Annotated in this window: 13 protein-coding genes; 8 read left to right on the top strand and 5 right to left on the bottom strand. The window is 39.9% G+C overall.

Going from position 1 to position 15,387, the window contains the following annotated elements:
• Positions 1 to 234: 234 nt before the first annotated feature.
• The 4 genes from surE to dnaG all read right to left on the bottom strand — a co-directional run bounded on the left by surE (position 235) and on the right by dnaG (position 4,973).
• Complete coding sequence (gene surE, locus ACXIUD_RS14345) at positions 235 to 1,017, bottom strand: 5'/3'-nucleotidase SurE (RefSeq protein WP_458053332.1); 783 nt, start codon at positions 1,015 to 1,017, stop codon at positions 235 to 237.
• 4 nt (positions 1,018 to 1,021) lie between these two features.
• Positions 1,022 to 1,651 carry a hypothetical protein gene (locus tag ACXIUD_RS14340; RefSeq protein ID WP_458053331.1) on the bottom strand — a complete coding sequence of 210 codons (630 nt, stop codon included), beginning with the start codon at positions 1,649 to 1,651 and terminating at the stop codon, positions 1,022 to 1,024.
• Positions 1,652 to 1,727: 76 nt separating this feature from the next.
• On the bottom strand, positions 1,728 to 2,945 hold the full coding sequence (locus tag ACXIUD_RS14335) for a bifunctional 3,4-dihydroxy-2-butanone-4-phosphate synthase/GTP cyclohydrolase II (RefSeq protein ID WP_458053330.1): 1,218 nt from the start codon (positions 2,943 to 2,945) through the stop codon (positions 1,728 to 1,730).
• Between the two features lie 84 nt (positions 2,946 to 3,029).
• On the bottom strand, positions 3,030 to 4,973 hold the full coding sequence (gene dnaG, locus ACXIUD_RS14330; RefSeq protein WP_458053329.1) for a DNA primase: 1,944 nt from the start codon (positions 4,971 to 4,973) through the stop codon (positions 3,030 to 3,032).
• 172 nt (positions 4,974 to 5,145) lie between these two features.
• On the opposite strand from dnaG, the gene ACXIUD_RS14325 reads away from it, so the two are divergent.
• From ACXIUD_RS14325 to ACXIUD_RS14290, 8 genes are all read left to right on the top strand, one after another.
• Positions 5,146 to 6,237 carry an Mrp/NBP35 family ATP-binding protein gene (locus tag ACXIUD_RS14325; RefSeq protein WP_458053328.1) on the top strand — a complete coding sequence of 364 codons (1,092 nt, stop codon included), beginning with the start codon at positions 5,146 to 5,148 and terminating at the stop codon, positions 6,235 to 6,237.
• Positions 6,238 to 6,243: 6 nt separating this feature from the next.
• Entirely contained in the window at positions 6,244 to 6,492 is a 249-nt protein-coding gene (locus ACXIUD_RS14320) for a NifU family protein (RefSeq protein ID WP_458053327.1), read from the top strand.
• A gap of 11 nt (positions 6,493 to 6,503) precedes the next feature.
• Positions 6,504 to 9,554 (top strand): M43 family zinc metalloprotease, encoded by a 3,051-nt coding sequence (locus ACXIUD_RS14315; protein WP_458053326.1) that lies wholly within the window; start codon positions 6,504 to 6,506, stop codon positions 9,552 to 9,554.
• Positions 9,555 to 9,706: 152 nt separating this feature from the next.
• Complete coding sequence (locus tag ACXIUD_RS14310) at positions 9,707 to 10,480, top strand: PASTA domain-containing protein (protein WP_458053325.1); 774 nt, start codon at positions 9,707 to 9,709, stop codon at positions 10,478 to 10,480.
• 2 nt (positions 10,481 to 10,482) lie between these two features.
• Positions 10,483 to 12,309, top strand: coding sequence for a T9SS type A sorting domain-containing protein (locus tag ACXIUD_RS14305; RefSeq protein ID WP_458053324.1), 1,827 nt, complete (start codon positions 10,483 to 10,485; stop codon positions 12,307 to 12,309).
• A gap of 1 nt (position 12,310) precedes the next feature.
• Positions 12,311 to 12,622 (top strand): rhodanese-like domain-containing protein, encoded by a 312-nt coding sequence (locus ACXIUD_RS14300; RefSeq protein ID WP_458053323.1) that lies wholly within the window; start codon positions 12,311 to 12,313, stop codon positions 12,620 to 12,622.
• 105 nt (positions 12,623 to 12,727) lie between these two features.
• Positions 12,728 to 13,495, top strand: a complete 768-nt coding sequence (locus ACXIUD_RS14295) for a 3-hydroxybutyrate dehydrogenase (RefSeq protein WP_458053322.1) — start codon at positions 12,728 to 12,730, stop codon at positions 13,493 to 13,495.
• A gap of 9 nt (positions 13,496 to 13,504) precedes the next feature.
• On the top strand, positions 13,505 to 14,875 hold the full coding sequence (locus ACXIUD_RS14290) for a GntP family permease (RefSeq protein ID WP_458053321.1): 1,371 nt from the start codon (positions 13,505 to 13,507) through the stop codon (positions 14,873 to 14,875).
• On the opposite strand, the gene ACXIUD_RS14285 is transcribed toward ACXIUD_RS14290, so the two are convergent.
• The gene (locus tag ACXIUD_RS14285) at positions 14,868 to 15,335 is read right to left on the bottom strand and encodes a hypothetical protein (protein ID WP_458053320.1); all 468 of its coding nucleotides are present in this window, start codon (positions 15,333 to 15,335) and stop codon (positions 14,868 to 14,870) included. The two genes, ACXIUD_RS14290 and ACXIUD_RS14285, sit on opposite strands and share 8 nt — an antisense overlap.
• Between the last annotated feature and the right edge of the window lie 52 nt (positions 15,336 to 15,387).

Here is a 15,387-nt window from a genome sequence, read left to right as displayed (position 1 = left end):
AATTTGGCGAGGTATAAAAGTACTAAGGAAAAAGTTAAATCCTACAAATTCTGCCGATTTTTTAATTTCGTAAACCCATCTAAACCAATATAAAGTTGTTCAAAAGAGTCAATCAGTAAAAGAAACGAAAGATTTTGTATAGCACCCCTTAAGATGCTTGCAAGCGCCTACCACAAACCGTTCAAACTTATGGTAGGTGCTAATTTTTGCCTTCTTATGAAAACCTTATAGAAATTAGAGCTTATTCCAATCCCAATCTGTATTGATTTGGTTGATCGCATAATGTGCAGTTAAATCGTATTGGCAAGGTACGATAGACACATAATTATTGGCAATAGCCCATTCGTCGTTATCTTCTCCCTTGTCGAAATTCACAAAATTTCCTGCCATCCAAAAATACTTTCTTCCATTTGGATCAAATCGCTCTTGGAATTCCTCTTCCCACTTGGCATGCGCCTGTCTACAGACCTTCACACCTTTGATCGCCTCATTTCTTTTGGGAGGAAAGTTCACATTCAACGCTATTCCTTTGGCTAATCCATTGGTTAGTACTTGTTCTGCGATTTTGTAAACATACTCCTCTACATGTGAAAAGTCTGCTTTGGAAGAAAAATCACATAAACTAAATCCTATAGAAGGCAAACCTTCCAATGCTCCTTCAATGGCTGCTGACATAGTCCCAGAGTACAATACTGAGATAGAAGTATTGCTTCCATGATTGATTCCAGACACTACTAAATCAGGCTTTTTATCCTTCAATACATAATGTTTGGCCAATTTCACACAATCTGCTGGTGTACCACTACACTTGTAAGCTTCTATACCATCAAAAATATCTTCTTCATACAAACGCAAGGTTTCGCCTATGGTAATGGCATGTCCCATACCTGACTGAGGACTGTCTGGTGCAACCACCACCACATCTCCCAATTTTTTCATTACGTTTACAAGCACCCGTATACCCTTGGACGTTATACCGTCATCGTTTGAAACCAAAATTAATGGTCTTGAATTCATAAAATTATCGTATCTGATTATAATAAGCGGTGATTCGTAAAAGATCGCCTCGTTTATCGTGTGACAATCTATTTTTTCTCATAAACAATTCTACCTCATCCGAGCGATCTCCAAGCACCTCTAACAATTCTCTTTTCTTTTGAGAATACCTGATAATCTTGCCGTCTTTAATAAAATAATAATTGAAGGCTAACTTATAAGCTCCACCCATCTGTGGTCCCCACATAGGATTCATGGGCATACCTCCCCACATCCCCATACCTCTACTATCCGCCACCACATATTCTCTACACAATAGCACGATGTTTTCTCCTTCTGTTAAAATCTCAAAAAACACTGGTGTATCGTAATCTCCATTCAAAGGAAAGGGCAGTGTGTAAAAGGTACGAATACCACCATATTGCTCATCAAATATTTCAAACTGGGAAACATTGGAAGCTCCAAATGTATCAATGCTGTTGGTTTGTAACTGAACCAAGTTATTTTCCAAATCGTATTTCACTTGTCCTTGATATACCTGTCCATTGACAGTTACGATCTGCCCCTTATGCCAAACCTGAGATGGAAAAACACCTGATTGAGCATTGCTTTGAATATATACAAGTAAGAAGATCAAAGAAAGTACGTATCTCATAATTCACATTGATTAATACTTAGATAACGAACCCAAAACAAATAAGTTGATTTCCGCCAAGAAAAGAGGAATCGATTTACTTTTTAAGGATGCTATGCCCCATCTTATCTCGCTTGGTTTCCAGATATTTTGAATTGTGTTGATTAGGTTCAATCTCAATGGGTATTTGTTCTACTATTTCCAAGTTATAACCGATCAAGCCAACACGCTTAGTAGGATTATTGGTAATCAATCGGATTTTACTGATACCCAAATCCCGCAAAATCTGTGCCCCTACTCCATAATCACGCTTATCCATTGGGAATCCCAGTGCTAGATTGGCCTGTACAGTATCCATTCCCTGCTCCTGCAACTTATAGGCTTTCAGTTTATTCAAGAGTCCAATACCTCTGCCCTCTTGATTCATATAAAGCACCACACCCTTTCCTTCTTTATCAACCATCTCCAAGGCTTTGTGTAGCTGGGGACCACAATCACATCGACAAGAGCCAAAAATATCTCCTGTCACACAGGAAGAATGTACCCGTACCATCACTGATTCGTCTTTATCCCAAGTCCCTTTGATCAATGCCAAGTGCAGATCATCTGTATTGGTTTGTCGAAAGGCAATCAGATCAAAATCCCCATAGGCTGTAGGCATATCAACACCTATTTCACGCTTAATCAAAGATTCATTTTTTAAGCGATAGGAAATCAAATCTTTGATGGATACCAATTTCAGATTAAATTTTTGAGCAACTTTAACCAAATCAGGCAGTCTTGCCATGGTCCCATCTTCATTCATGATTTCGACCAATACCCCTGCGGCTGAGAACCCTGCCAATCGGGCTAAGTCAATAGCCGCTTCCGTGTGACCCGCTCTTCTCAAGACTCCTCCCCTTTTCGCCTTTAACGGAAATATATGTCCAGGCTTACCCAATTCATCAGGGTGAATGCTATCATCAACGAGTGCTCGAATAGTTTTAGCTCTATCACTTGCTGAAATTCCAGTAGTACAACCATGTCCAATCAAATCGACAGATACAGTAAAAGGTGTTTCATAAGCTGCTGTATTGGTTCCTACCATTAACTGTAGGCCAAGTTGGTCACATCTATCTTCAATAAGTGGCGCACAGATCAAACCTCTCCCGTGTGTTGCCATAAAATTGATGATTTCTGGAGTTACCGTTTCAGCAGCGCAAACAAAGTCGCCTTCATTCTCTCTATCCTCATCATCTACTACAATGATTACTTCACCATCTTTGATTGCTTGGATCGCATCTTCTATGCTGTCTAATTTGAATTCTTGAGACATATTTTTTTTTGTATATCTGGGTTAAGTCCCGTAAAATTACTAGGATTTATGAGCAAAACCGCCAAAAACCAATTAAAGTTTTGTTCAGAAGGAGATAACAATCCCCAGTTGCTTATCGATGGCAACCTGATAGTTCTTCAACTCCATGTAAACACGGACTTTTTCAGAGACCAAATCATCACTTTCCTTATTCATTTCAGCTTTTTTGATCTGATCTCTAGCTTCTTCCAACAACTTTTTGATGACTTTTTTCTTTAAATGCAAAATATTATCATAAACAGTCTTGGCTAGATCATCCGCTTCATGCGTAGTAAAAATCTGAAACCTCGATTCCCATAAAGTTGACAACTCGTACTTTGGGGTTATCAAATTAATAACTTCTCGTTTGATTTCACTGTCTTCTACAGAAAGGAAATAAGCAGGTTGGGGAAGTAGGCCTTGTTTAAGAGCATCCTTAAAAATAGCCAAAATCTTATTGAAAACAGGTGTTTCAAAAGTTAAGTCTTCGGTCTCCTGCAACAAATACTCGCATACACTCAACTCCTCCGAAACCATTTCAAAACCATAATTGACCAACAATCGAAGCATTTCTCGCTCTTGCAATTGGATCAACTGAAAATTACTTGTCTCCTCTTTGGTGACTGGAAGCAATGTCTCTATGGGAAGACTAGGTTCTTCTTCCGCTCTTTTTTCTTTGAAAAACTGATCTTTTTGTGACTTAAGAAGAATTTTATTCAACTCCGTCATCAAAATATCCTCATCCATCTCCAACAAACTGGAGGATTTCTTAATAAATACGGATCGGATGATAGGATCAGGAATTTTGGAAAGACTTTGCACTACCTGCTTGACCAGTTCTGCATATTTGATGGGGTCTTTTGCCGCTTCTTCCGCATGCAAGCCTATTTGAAATGAAATAAAGTCAACTGCCTTTTCCTTCAGATATTGCTGAAAAGCCGAACTACCAACTTTTCTAGCATAGGAGTCAGGATCTTCTCCTTCTGGAAAAACAACAGCCTTGACATTCAATCCGCCTTCCAAAATCAAATCAATCCCACGAAGGGAGGCTTTGATACCCGCAGCATCTCCATCATACAAAACAGTGATATTATCTGTGAAGCGTTTGATCAATTTGATTTGATTCTCTGTCAGAGAAGTCCCCGAAGAAGCCACCACATTCTCAATACCTGCCAAATGCAAACTGATAACATCTGTATATCCTTCTACCAAATAACAATTATCCTGCTCACGAATGGATTTTTTAGCCTGATAAATACCATACAGGATATCACTTTTGTGATAAACTTCTGTTTCCGGGGAGTTAATATATTTAGGCTGCTTTTTATCATTGGTAAGAATTCGTGCCCCAAAACCAATAGGCTTGCCTCCAAGGTTGTGGATGGTAAATGTGACCCTACCTCTAAATCTATCATAAAATCGGCTAGTATCTCCTTCCTTCTGAAGAATTAGGCCAGCCTTCATCAGGAGCTCCCTAGAATGTCCTGCTGTCTCAGCCGCAATCAACATCTTATCCCATGCATCCAATGCATAGCCTAAATCAAATTTTTCTATGATTGAAGCATTGAATCCTCTTTCTTTAAAATAGGAAAGGCCAATTGATTTACCTTCTTCGGTTTGTAAGTTTCTGACAAAAAACTCTTTGGCAAAATTGAGTACGATGTATAAGCTTTCGCGCTCATTGTGGGCCACGATAGCCTCAGGACTCATCTGCCTGTCTTCTTCGATTTCTATTCCATATTTCTGAGCAAGTTGCTTGATGGCCTCGTTAAATCCAATGCCTTCGACATCCATCACAAACTGTATAGGATCTCCAGCCTTGCCACAGCCAAAACACTTGTATATTTGTTTGGCAGGTGAAACAGAGAAAGATGGGGATTTTTCATTATGAAAAGGACAGCAGGCCCACAGATTCTGCCCTTTCTTTTTGAGAGGCACATAATCCCCTACCACCTCTTCTATATCGGCGCGTTCTCTTACTTTTTCTGTGGTTTGCTTGCTAATAGCCATAGTCGGGATAAAAAACCAAAGATAAGAAGACTATCTTTATTTAAAAGCCCTCCATCGATTGTGAAACTATTTGCCTTTCTCGGAAGTTTGGATTAAAGATTAAAATCCTTTTTGAAAGGTTTTTATTTAGGTTAATTATAAACTAATTTGCACGGAAAATTTACTATCAATTATGGCAATCAGTCAAGAGCAAGTACTCCAATCCCTATCAAAAGTAGATGATCCAGATTTGAAAAAAGATTTGGTCACCTTGGGAATGATTCAGGGATTAGAAATCGTAGGCAACACCATTAAGTTCAAAGTAGTGTTGACCACGCCTGCCTGCCCTCTTAAAGAAGTTATCAAAAATAATTGCATCGAAACACTTACCGCAGATTTGGGTGAGGATATCGAATTGGATATAGAAATGACTTCCAATGTAACTACGGCTAGAAATAATGCACCCGTTTTACCTGAAGTCAAAAACATCATAGCAATCGCCTCAGGTAAGGGTGGAGTTGGAAAATCTACTACATCTGCCAACCTAGCGGTAGCCTTAGCCAATGCAGGTGCCAAAGTAGGTTTGATCGATGCCGACATATCAGGCCCTTCTATTCCAACCATGTTCAATGTAGAAGCAGAGCAGCCTATGGTGAAACAAGTTGATGGAAAGAATACCATTATACCTGTAGAGCAATACGGAGTAAAACTAATGAGTATAGGTTTCCTGACACCAGCTGATGCAGCAGTTGTTTGGAGAGGACCAATGGCAAGCTCCGCACTTAGACAGTTTATTCAAGATGTGGAATGGGGTGAATTAGATTATTTGTTAATTGATCTTCCTCCAGGGACATCAGATATTCACCTAACCATGGTACAAACAGTGCCTGTAACAGGTGCAGTAATTGTCACCACTCCTCAAAAAGTTGCTTTGGCCGACGCTACGAAGGGACTTAGTATGTTTAAGCAACCTCAAATTAATGTTCCCGTTTTAGGTGTTGTAGAAAATATGGCTTATTTTACACCCGAAGAACTCCCTGATAATAAATACTACTTGTTTGGAAAAGACGGTGGGAAGAAGCTAGCAGAGAAATTTCAAGTACCTTTCTTAGGAGAAGTACCTATTGTTCAAAGTATCCGAGAAAGTGGAGATAGCGGATACCCTGCTGTTTTGAAGAAAGGAGTAACTCAAGATGCATTTTCTGCGCTTGCAGAGTCTATAGCCAGACAGGTTGCCATCAGAAATGCTGAAAAATCAAAAACTGAAGTAGTACAGATAAATTAATATCAAATGAATACATCATTGTTGGAAAGAGTTGAAATAGCATTGGATACAATAAGACCCTATTTGGAAGCTGATGGTGGCAATGTGAAAGTTGTAGATGTGACAGAAGAAATGACCTTACGACTGGAACTTACAGGTACCTGTAGCTCCTGCCCTATGTCAGCTATGACATTGAAGGCTGGAGTAGAAGAAGCCGTCAAAAAAGCAGTACCTGAAATACTTAAAGTAGAAGCTGTTAAAGTAGAAGTAGCCTAATTAGTCCCCGAATGTCCCAACGCCAGTTTACCTATTTCCGATTAAAAGAATTATTTTTTCTTTTAATTTTTATTGCTTCCAGCAATTTAGCGTATTCACAAGCCTTTTTTGGTAAAGCGCTGCAACATGTACACGATGAAAAGTGCGGCCATCGATTTATGGAAGCCCTCTTGGAAGAGAAATTAGGAGTATATGGCAGTAAAGAATATTTTGAGACTTGGCTAGAAGAAAAAAAAGTAGAAAGGGACGGCAAGTTGCAGTCCCTTCGTACTCAAAATGAAATCAAAACCATACCTGTGGTTGTCCATATCATCCACAATGGAACTGCCGAGGGGGTGGGCGCAAACATTCCACTAGGGCAAATTGAATCTCAATTAAGAACACTTAACGAGGATTTTAGAAGACTTAACCCTGATAGAACACAGACACCTGGGGATTTTCAATCAGTAGCTGCAGATACAGGAATTGAATTTGTCTTAGCAAAACAGGATCCAAATGGTTTGCCTACCACCGGTATTGTAAGGGTTCAAGGTTCTCAGTCTGTTTATTCTCCTAGTGACGCCGCTCTGATAAGTCAGACTTCTTCCTGGCCTCCGGAAGAGTATTTTAATATTTGGGTGGTTCAATTGACATCACCAGTCATTGGTTTCGCTGTTTTCCCGGTTTCTGACCTTCCAGGATTAAATTTCCCTCCTGGTATCCGCGAACTAGATGGTATCACAGTCGATTTTCGCTATTTCGGTACAGGTTTTAATGCAGTCTCTACTTCTAGAGGCAGAACAGCCACTCACGAAGTTGGTCACTTCCTTGGTTTACGACATATTTGGGGTGATGGAGACTGTTCAGTCGATGACTTTGTTGCAGATACTCCCCTTCAAGATGGTCCCAACAACATTTGTAGAACCATCAACCCGAGAATTACTTGTGATTCCCGTGACATGGTGGAAAATTACATGGATTATACCACAGACGCCTGTATGAACCTCTTCACCCTTGGACAATCCGAGCGAATGAATATCGTATTGGAAAACAGTCCAAGAAGAGCTAGCTTAGTAAATAACAGAGCTACACAAGAACCTCAATTACTATCAAACGATTTAAGCTTAAGAGCGATTCTTGAACCTCAGGATTTTATTTGTGACCCTGTGGTGATACCAAGTTTAGTAGTGCTAAATACTGGAAATAATGTAATCAACAGTGCTTCTGTTGAAATTCGTCTCAACAATCAAATCATTGAATCAAGGACTTTCGGTTTAAATCTGGCAACAGGGGAATTTGATACATTACGATTCAATTCATTGGAATTGGCCGGCGTAGGTAATCAGTTTACAGCAACTATTTTGACAGTGAATGGAGCCGAAGATCCAAATCCATCCAATAACACCCTCACTTCTACTCCTGTATTGCAGGGACAAATTTCTTTACCTTATAATTTGGACCTTCAAGATGTTGGGAACAGTTGGATCATCCGAAATCCGGATGACAGCTTTACCTGGGAGGTAGTCAACAATCAATTTATTGATGGTAGTGTAAGACCATTGATTCGAATACGAAACTACGAGTATGATGCTAATGGTCAATTGGACTTCCTGATATCTCCACAAATCAATTTATCGGAATTCCCGAATGCCCAATTGGTATTCAGAATGGCCCATGCACCTTTTGCCGCACAAGGATTCTCTGATGCCTTATATGTAGCAATATCAACAGATTGCGGAAACACCTTCTCTATAATAGACGCACCTTATGCCAAAAACGTACAATTCCTCCAGACGGTCAATCCGATCTTGGATGAATTTGAAGCAAATTCAGATGCTCAATTCAGAACAGAAATAGTAAACTTGGCTCCTTTTGCTGACTTGGGAAGTGTACGAATTGCCTTTATCAATCAAAATGGCTTCGGAAATAATATCTTCCTGAAAGACATTCAAATCTTAACCGAGGAAACCTTCCGCTATCGAGTGGATATGCCAAGGTTGATAGCACCTTCGCCGATTACCAACAATAATTATGAAAATGAGCAGATTGAGATAACCAATTCAGGAAACTTACCTGTAACTGGATTTATTCTGAGAAGAAGATATGGAAATGCACCCCAAAATTCCTTCCTGTTTAGAGGTCAGATAGCACCGGGGGCTTCTGCTATATTGAACCTACCAAAGACTACTTTGAATGGCACTCAAAATTTCCTATTCTCCCTAGAGAATCCAAGTTTTGATCAAAATCCAGGAAATTCCTCAAGTCTATCAAGATTTGTCGTTATTGATACTGAAACCCAACGAACCCCTTGGAGACAAAATTTTGATAATATTGTTACGCTGAGTCCATGGGTGACGATTAATCCAGAAAACAATAATCCTGCCTGGACACTAACACCTGTTCAGAATGCCCCAAATTCCAATGTTGTACGTGCACAGGCTACTGCTCCCGGTAATTCTTTCTGGCTAGGAACTCCAATTTTCGAATTAAACAGGAGTCCACAAGGAGGATTCTTCTTCGATAGGGCGGCTGGACCGATGCCATCCACAGCTGTGCTTCGGGTATTGGGTAGTGATACAGGTGGGGGTACTTATAGAGAAGTATTGACCTTAAGGGGAAATGAGATTAGCACGGTTACATCGGGTGAACCAAATCCTAATAACCCTAACGATTTTAGACGAACATTTGTCAACTTAACTGAATTTGCCGGTAGAGGTAAAACTACCACTAGGGTGGCTATTGTATTGGAGGGAATTAATCCAGAAGATGGTCCTGTATTCCTAAACAATGCTGAGTTATTTATTTCAGCTAACCCTGAACCTGTAGATCCAGGGGTTGGAAATGTGAGATTGTATCCAAACCCTGCAAGAAATCAATTCAATTTAGCCTTCAATCTAAGGAATTTTGAAACGGTTAACATCAAAATGATTTCCCCAACAGGAGCTCTAGTTCACGATGTGGATTATCCAAATACCTTGAACCAGACATACAGCTTTACAACTCAAATGCTATCCAAAGGTCTGTTTATCATACAAATCAGCAGCCCTACCATTACAGAAACGAAAAAACTATACATCCATTAAGGAAAGTAAGAACGCTTTTCAAGGCTGGCACATTTCCGAAGACCAGCCTTTTCCTTATTTTTGGCCTCTGATTTGTGATAAATTGTATAGATTTGTCTAAGTCTCTGTACTTTCACTGGCACGCAAACGTTACTAATTCAAAATATACTTCCATGAGTAAACTGAAGGACTCAACAAAGAAAATCCTTATTCACTTTTCAATCATATTAGGATTAACGATCGTTCTTGCCTTTGTTTTTCTGCAGATCTTTCTTCCCAGCTATACCAATCATGGAGAGACTGTCACCGTACCAAACTTGGAGGGCTATGACTACCAGGAAGCTGGTAAATTTCTTGCAGACCGTGATCTCAGCTATGAAATCAACATTGATAGTGGCTTTAATGCCGAAGTGAGGCCATTCACCGTTTTGCAGCAAAACCCAAGACCTGGAAACCAAGTCAAAAAAGGAAGAAAAATTTATCTTACGCTGAACTCAAGAAATGCTCCTTTGATCAGGATGCCCAATTTGGTCAACACACCACTTAAAAATGCTCAGGAAATATTAGCAAATGCAGGCTTGATTCGTGGGGAGATTGTATATGTACCAGACATAGGACAAAATGTAGTATTGGAACAAAAATTCCGAGGTAGAAATATTTCTGAGGGCTTTGAAATCCCCAAAGGCTCCCAAATTGATCTCGTGGTAGGTGACGGTTTAGGTAATCAGATCTTGGAAGTTCCTAGCATCGTTGGTATGGATGAAACCGATGCGGAATTTTTAATTATCGGTTCTGGATTAAGATTTGGGAAAATAAACTATATTGAAACGGATACAGTCCTTTCCGGAACAATCATTCGTCAGATGCCTCCCGCAGGTTCTGAAGTGCGAACTGGAGAGCCTATAGATGTATGGATTTCGGAATCCAAAAGATTTTCTAACTTTTAACTATGCCCACGAGGAAACATATAGTGATTTTATTGCTTTTGCTAAGCTTTAGCTTGACTGCCTTGGCTCAGTTTCAGCAATTACCCACTCCCCTTCCTCCACCAAGCAAAAACAAACAGAGTAACCTAAGACTAAACCAAGAAGCACTATCTTTACCTTTTTGGGATGATTTTTCTTTGGGTTTTATCGATAGTACGAAGTGGATCAATGAAGGGGCTACTGCAAGTTTCACCGTAGGAAATGCTGCTCCAACAATCGGAGTACTTTTGTTAGATGGAATTGATGAAAGAGGTGCTCCTTACTCCAATAATCCTTTGGAACAGGGCTTTGCCGACAGAATCACTTCTCAAGTAATTGATTTATCCTCCATTGCAGAAGCCCAAGTAAATACTGTTTTTCTAAGCTTTTACTGGCAACCGGGAGGCAAGGCTGAGATGCCGGATTTCAACGATGAGCTAAGCCTTGAATTCTTAAACGAACTTGGGGAATGGATAGACGTATGGAGTCAACGTGGTGACTTAGAACCCAACCGAAATTTTTTCCTTCAAGAGGTTATTCCGGTAACTCCTGAATTCCAACATCAAACCTTTCAATTTAGATTTAGTAGCAGAGGCAGAATCTCAGGTCCTTTTGATTCTTGGCTAATTGATTATGTATATCTCAATCAATTTAGAAACCCAAATGATATCGCTAGAAGAGACCGTGCACTTACAGAGACCAGTAGAAGACCATTAGAGAAATACTCTGCGATCCCCTTCTTCGAGTATCAAAGAAGAGGCGATGAACTTTGGAATAGAACATCCAACGAGTTTAATAACCTCAATAACTTATTCTCACCAATGGAATTCACCATTGCGCTAAAGGATCAGACAACGGGAGAAATTTTGCAGGGAATCAATACCAACACCCCTATCAATCCTGTTCCTTTAGCCTTTGAGCGCAGAAGATTCCAAAGTAATGAAATCGGGACACCACCGAGATTAACCACAGAGACTGACATTGAATTACTGACCTATCTGAGTACAGGAGATGAATTTCTCTTCCAAATTGTCAATGGGGACACGATTCGCTATCAAACTATTGATCTCCGGGTCAATGATACTACGCGTACAATCATACCTATCCGTGATTTCTTTGCCTACGATGATGGAAATGTAGATTATTCCGCCGGTATCAATCAACGATCAGGAATGTTGGCCAACCGATTTGAAGTTACCTCACCCAGTTATGTCAAAGGTATCAGCATCAACTTCACCAATTTTGCTCAGGTAGGAAGAGTATTGGATTTGATGGTTTGGAACAATTTGAACCAGGCACCTGTATATGTTCAGGAATTTTTCTTACCACCCTCAGACGGCATCAATGAATTCACCTATTTTGAGTTGGAGGAAAACGTATTGGTTGACGATGTGTTTTTTGTTGGTTTTACCCAATTCACCAATGAATTTATTCATGTAGGACTGGATAAATCATTTGATAACGGTCGCGAAATTTTCTTCAATGTCAGCGGTTCTTGGCAGCAAAATACCATCGTAGAAGGTTCTCTGATGATACGGGCACATTTGAGTGAATCTCCTGTTTTTGAAGAACAAAGCGAGGCTGAGACAAGTACACAAGTGTATCCAAACCCGGTAACTTCAAGATTATTTATTGAAGGAAAAGCCGATACTGTTCAGGTATTTGATCCATATGGTCGCTTGATAAATCTTCCTCAAACAGTAGATGGGGATAGGAAAATCCTTAACTTTGAAGGCATGATGAAAGGTATTTATTTGTTGAATATCTTCCAAAATGGTACCGTAGAAACCAAACGAATTTTAGTACAATAAGATGCAAGATATTACAGTAGAAGAACTCAGAGATAAGCTAAATGCAGGTGAAGATTTCCTGTTTATTGATGTAAGGGAAGAATGGGAATATGAAGAAGATAACTTAGGAGCAAAAAATATTCCTTTGGGAGAACTTCCTTTTGCTTTAGACGAGTTTGAAGCATTCAAAGACAAAGAAATCGTATTGCAATGCAGATCAGGCGCAAGAAGTGGTAATGCTAAAAACTTTATGGCCAGCAAGGGCTTTACAAAAGTCCGAAACCTTCTAGGAGGAATTATGGCCTATAGAGAAATGGAAGAGGAAGAAGGCTAATCCTCATTAATGGGAAAGCGGACTAAGCTTTCCCATTCTCGGGTTTAATGGAATCATCATTCCAATATCAGGACAGGTTATTGGAACAATTAAACCCAAAAAAACATGAAAAACGCAGTAATTACCGGCGGTAGTAGCGGTATTGGTTTGGGCATAGCTAAGTATTTTGCCCGACATGGTTATAATCTTTTAATCAATGGTCTTGAAAAAAATGGACAGGAAATAGCTTCTTCCATTGCCGAGACTTATGGGGTCACCTGTATTTTTAGCCCTGCCAACTTATTGAATCCAGAGGAGATCTACCAAATGATTACTCTTGCCGAAGAGCAATTAGGTTCTATTCAAGTATTGATAAATAATGCAGGTATCCAATTTGTCTCTCCTGTGGAAGAATTCCCCGATGCCAAATGGGAAGCTATTCTAGGTGTCAACCTTTCCTCTGTATTCTACGCATCCAAAGCTGCCTGGAAAGGAATGAAAACACAAGGTTTTGGACGGATAATCAATATTACTTCTGCACATGGTTTAAGAGCGAGTGAATTCAAGTCAGCATATGTTGCTGCCAAGCATGGGGTAACAGGGCTGACCAAGGTTTTGGCATTAGAAGGTGCTCCCTATGGTATTACCTGCAATGCGATTTGCCCGGGATATGTGCGTACACCATTGGTAGAAGGTCAAATTGCCGACCAAGCCAAAGCCCACAACATGAGCGAAGAAGAAATCATCGAAAAAGTAATGCTTAAAAAGCAAGCCATCAAATCATTCATAGCCATTGAAGATTTGGCAGCGTTGGCACTTTTTCTGGCTTCTGAAAACTCCAGCACTATGACGGGCGTTAGTCTTCCAATGGAAGGTGGTTGGACATCCCAATAAATCATACGCATGGAGATTATTGCAATTATTAGTTCATTGGTTTTATTGATGGTATTGGCATACCGAGGATATCCAGTGATCTTAATTGCTCCACTATTAGCCATATTTGCTGTACTTCTGAGTGGAGAACAAGGAGCGCTTGCTTTTTACTCAGAGGTATTTATGAAAGGACTGGGTAATTTTATCATCAAGTACTTTCCGATTTTCTTATTGGGAGCCATTTTTGGTAAATTGATGGATGTCTCTGGTGCTGCCCGCTCAATTTCCCATCAAATCATTTTAACCTTAGGAAAAAACAAAGCAGTACTTGCAGTAGTGGCATCATGTGCACTCTTAACCTATGGAGGGGTTAGCATTTTTATTGTGGCCTTTGGAATTTTCCCCATGGCGCAGGCATTGTTTAGAGAAGCCAATATTCCCAAGCGATTGATTCCAGGAACTATTGCTTTGGGGGCCTTCACCTTCTCTATGACTGCACTTCCTGGAACTGTACAAATTCACAATATCATCCCTATCCCCTACTTTCAAACCGATGCCTTTGCCGCCCCACTTTTTGGTTTGACAGGAAGTTTCATTATCGCAAGTTTGGGTATTGCATGGCTACAGCACCGAGTCAAAAAAGCTATCCAAGCTGGCCAAGGCTATGGATTTGAAGAAGATGAAATGGCTAAAAAAACAGACTCCTACCCCACTTTTTGGAAATCCATAGCACCGATTCTTCTCCTTATTAGTCTCAACTTCCTTTTTTCACAAGTTATCATTCCATCTTGGGACGATACCTTTTTAGAAAATCCAGCCTTTGGCAATGTAAGTTTAGAAAATGTTAAGGGAATCTGGTCCATCATTCTAGCCATGATTCTTGCAATCGGTAGCCTTATCGCTTTACACTTCAAGCAACTTACCACCTTAAAACAAACACTCCAAGAAGGTATTCAAAGCAGTCTTATGCCTATTTTCAACACTGCTACAGAAGTCGGTTATGGAAGTACGATAGCAGCATTGGCAGGTTTTGTTATTATTAAAGATTATGTTTTAAATTCTTTTCAAGAAATCCCCTTGCTAAGTGCAGCCTTGGCTATCAACATTTTAGCTGGAATCACAGGATCCGCTTCGGGTGGTTTGGCTATTGCTTTGGAAACGTTGGGAAGCACCTATTATGAATTGATGATTCGGGAAGGAATTAGCTTGGAACTGATGCACCGCGTAGCATCTATGGCGAGCAGTGGCCTAGACAGCCTTCCGCATAATGGAGCAGTTATTACGCTATTGATGATTTGTGGAATGACTCACAGAAAGAGCTACTTGGATATAGCCGTGACAACTTTACTTATTCCTGTGAGTACTTTATTTGTAATGATTTTGGCTGTTTCTTTTATTTAAGCTTTCCTAATAAAAATTCATTCGCCATCTTTTCCGTAGGATGATACTCGATCTTCATGTCGTGATGTTTATCGATCAGTTTTTTGGCAATACTCTTACTTGAAATCGTCCGAAAAGTAATGGGGGAAGGTATAATGGCCATGCGTATATTTTCACCCAAACTTTCAAACAAGACTGGAAACCACGTTTTGTACAACCATTTCTGTTGGGCATCTGTGAGGGGCTGTATTTCTCGCTGATCTACGAGTATGCGTTTAATCTGATGATCAGCCATATATTTCAAACCGAAATTCAATGCCTCTTGATACGTTTCCATGGGAATTTTACCTTTCCATACAAATCGTACACTTTCCCGATCTACATCGTGAAAAATTTTCACCAAAGCCTGTTCATAAATGATTTGCATATCCTGTCCGTAAGTATTGCTAAAAATATATACCTCAGGGCACAAATAAAACATTCTCATCAAATAAATAAACCCTTCACTCAAGAAGCGAAGGGTTTAATGGAAT

The sequence above is a fragment of the Mongoliitalea sp. genome (assembly GCF_054166905.1).
Note: the sequence above shows the minus strand (reverse complement) of the source record. Positions and strands in the feature narration are given on the sequence as shown.

Coding starts and splice junctions, on each gene's coding strand:
- surE (WP_458053332.1), bottom strand. CDS start 1,017: ATGAATTCAAGACCATTAATTTTGGTTTCAAACGATGACGGTATAACG.
- ACXIUD_RS14340 (WP_458053331.1), bottom strand. CDS start 1,651: ATGAGATACGTACTTTCTTTGATCTTCTTACTTGTATATATTCAAAGC.
- ACXIUD_RS14335 (WP_458053330.1), bottom strand. CDS start 2,945: ATGTCTCAAGAATTCAAATTAGACAGCATAGAAGATGCGATCCAAGCA.
- dnaG (WP_458053329.1), bottom strand. CDS start 4,973: ATGGCTATTAGCAAGCAAACCACAGAAAAAGTAAGAGAACGCGCCGAT.
- ACXIUD_RS14325 (WP_458053328.1), top strand. CDS start 5,146: ATGGCAATCAGTCAAGAGCAAGTACTCCAATCCCTATCAAAAGTAGAT.
- ACXIUD_RS14320 (WP_458053327.1), top strand. CDS start 6,244: ATGAATACATCATTGTTGGAAAGAGTTGAAATAGCATTGGATACAATA.
- ACXIUD_RS14315 (WP_458053326.1), top strand. CDS start 6,504: ATGTCCCAACGCCAGTTTACCTATTTCCGATTAAAAGAATTATTTTTT.
- ACXIUD_RS14310 (WP_458053325.1), top strand. CDS start 9,707: ATGAGTAAACTGAAGGACTCAACAAAGAAAATCCTTATTCACTTTTCA.
- ACXIUD_RS14305 (WP_458053324.1), top strand. CDS start 10,483: ATGCCCACGAGGAAACATATAGTGATTTTATTGCTTTTGCTAAGCTTT.
- ACXIUD_RS14300 (WP_458053323.1), top strand. CDS start 12,311: ATGCAAGATATTACAGTAGAAGAACTCAGAGATAAGCTAAATGCAGGT.
- ACXIUD_RS14295 (WP_458053322.1), top strand. CDS start 12,728: ATGAAAAACGCAGTAATTACCGGCGGTAGTAGCGGTATTGGTTTGGGC.
- ACXIUD_RS14290 (WP_458053321.1), top strand. CDS start 13,505: ATGGAGATTATTGCAATTATTAGTTCATTGGTTTTATTGATGGTATTG.
- ACXIUD_RS14285 (WP_458053320.1), bottom strand. CDS start 15,335: ATGTTTTATTTGTGCCCTGAGGTATATATTTTTAGCAATACTTACGGA.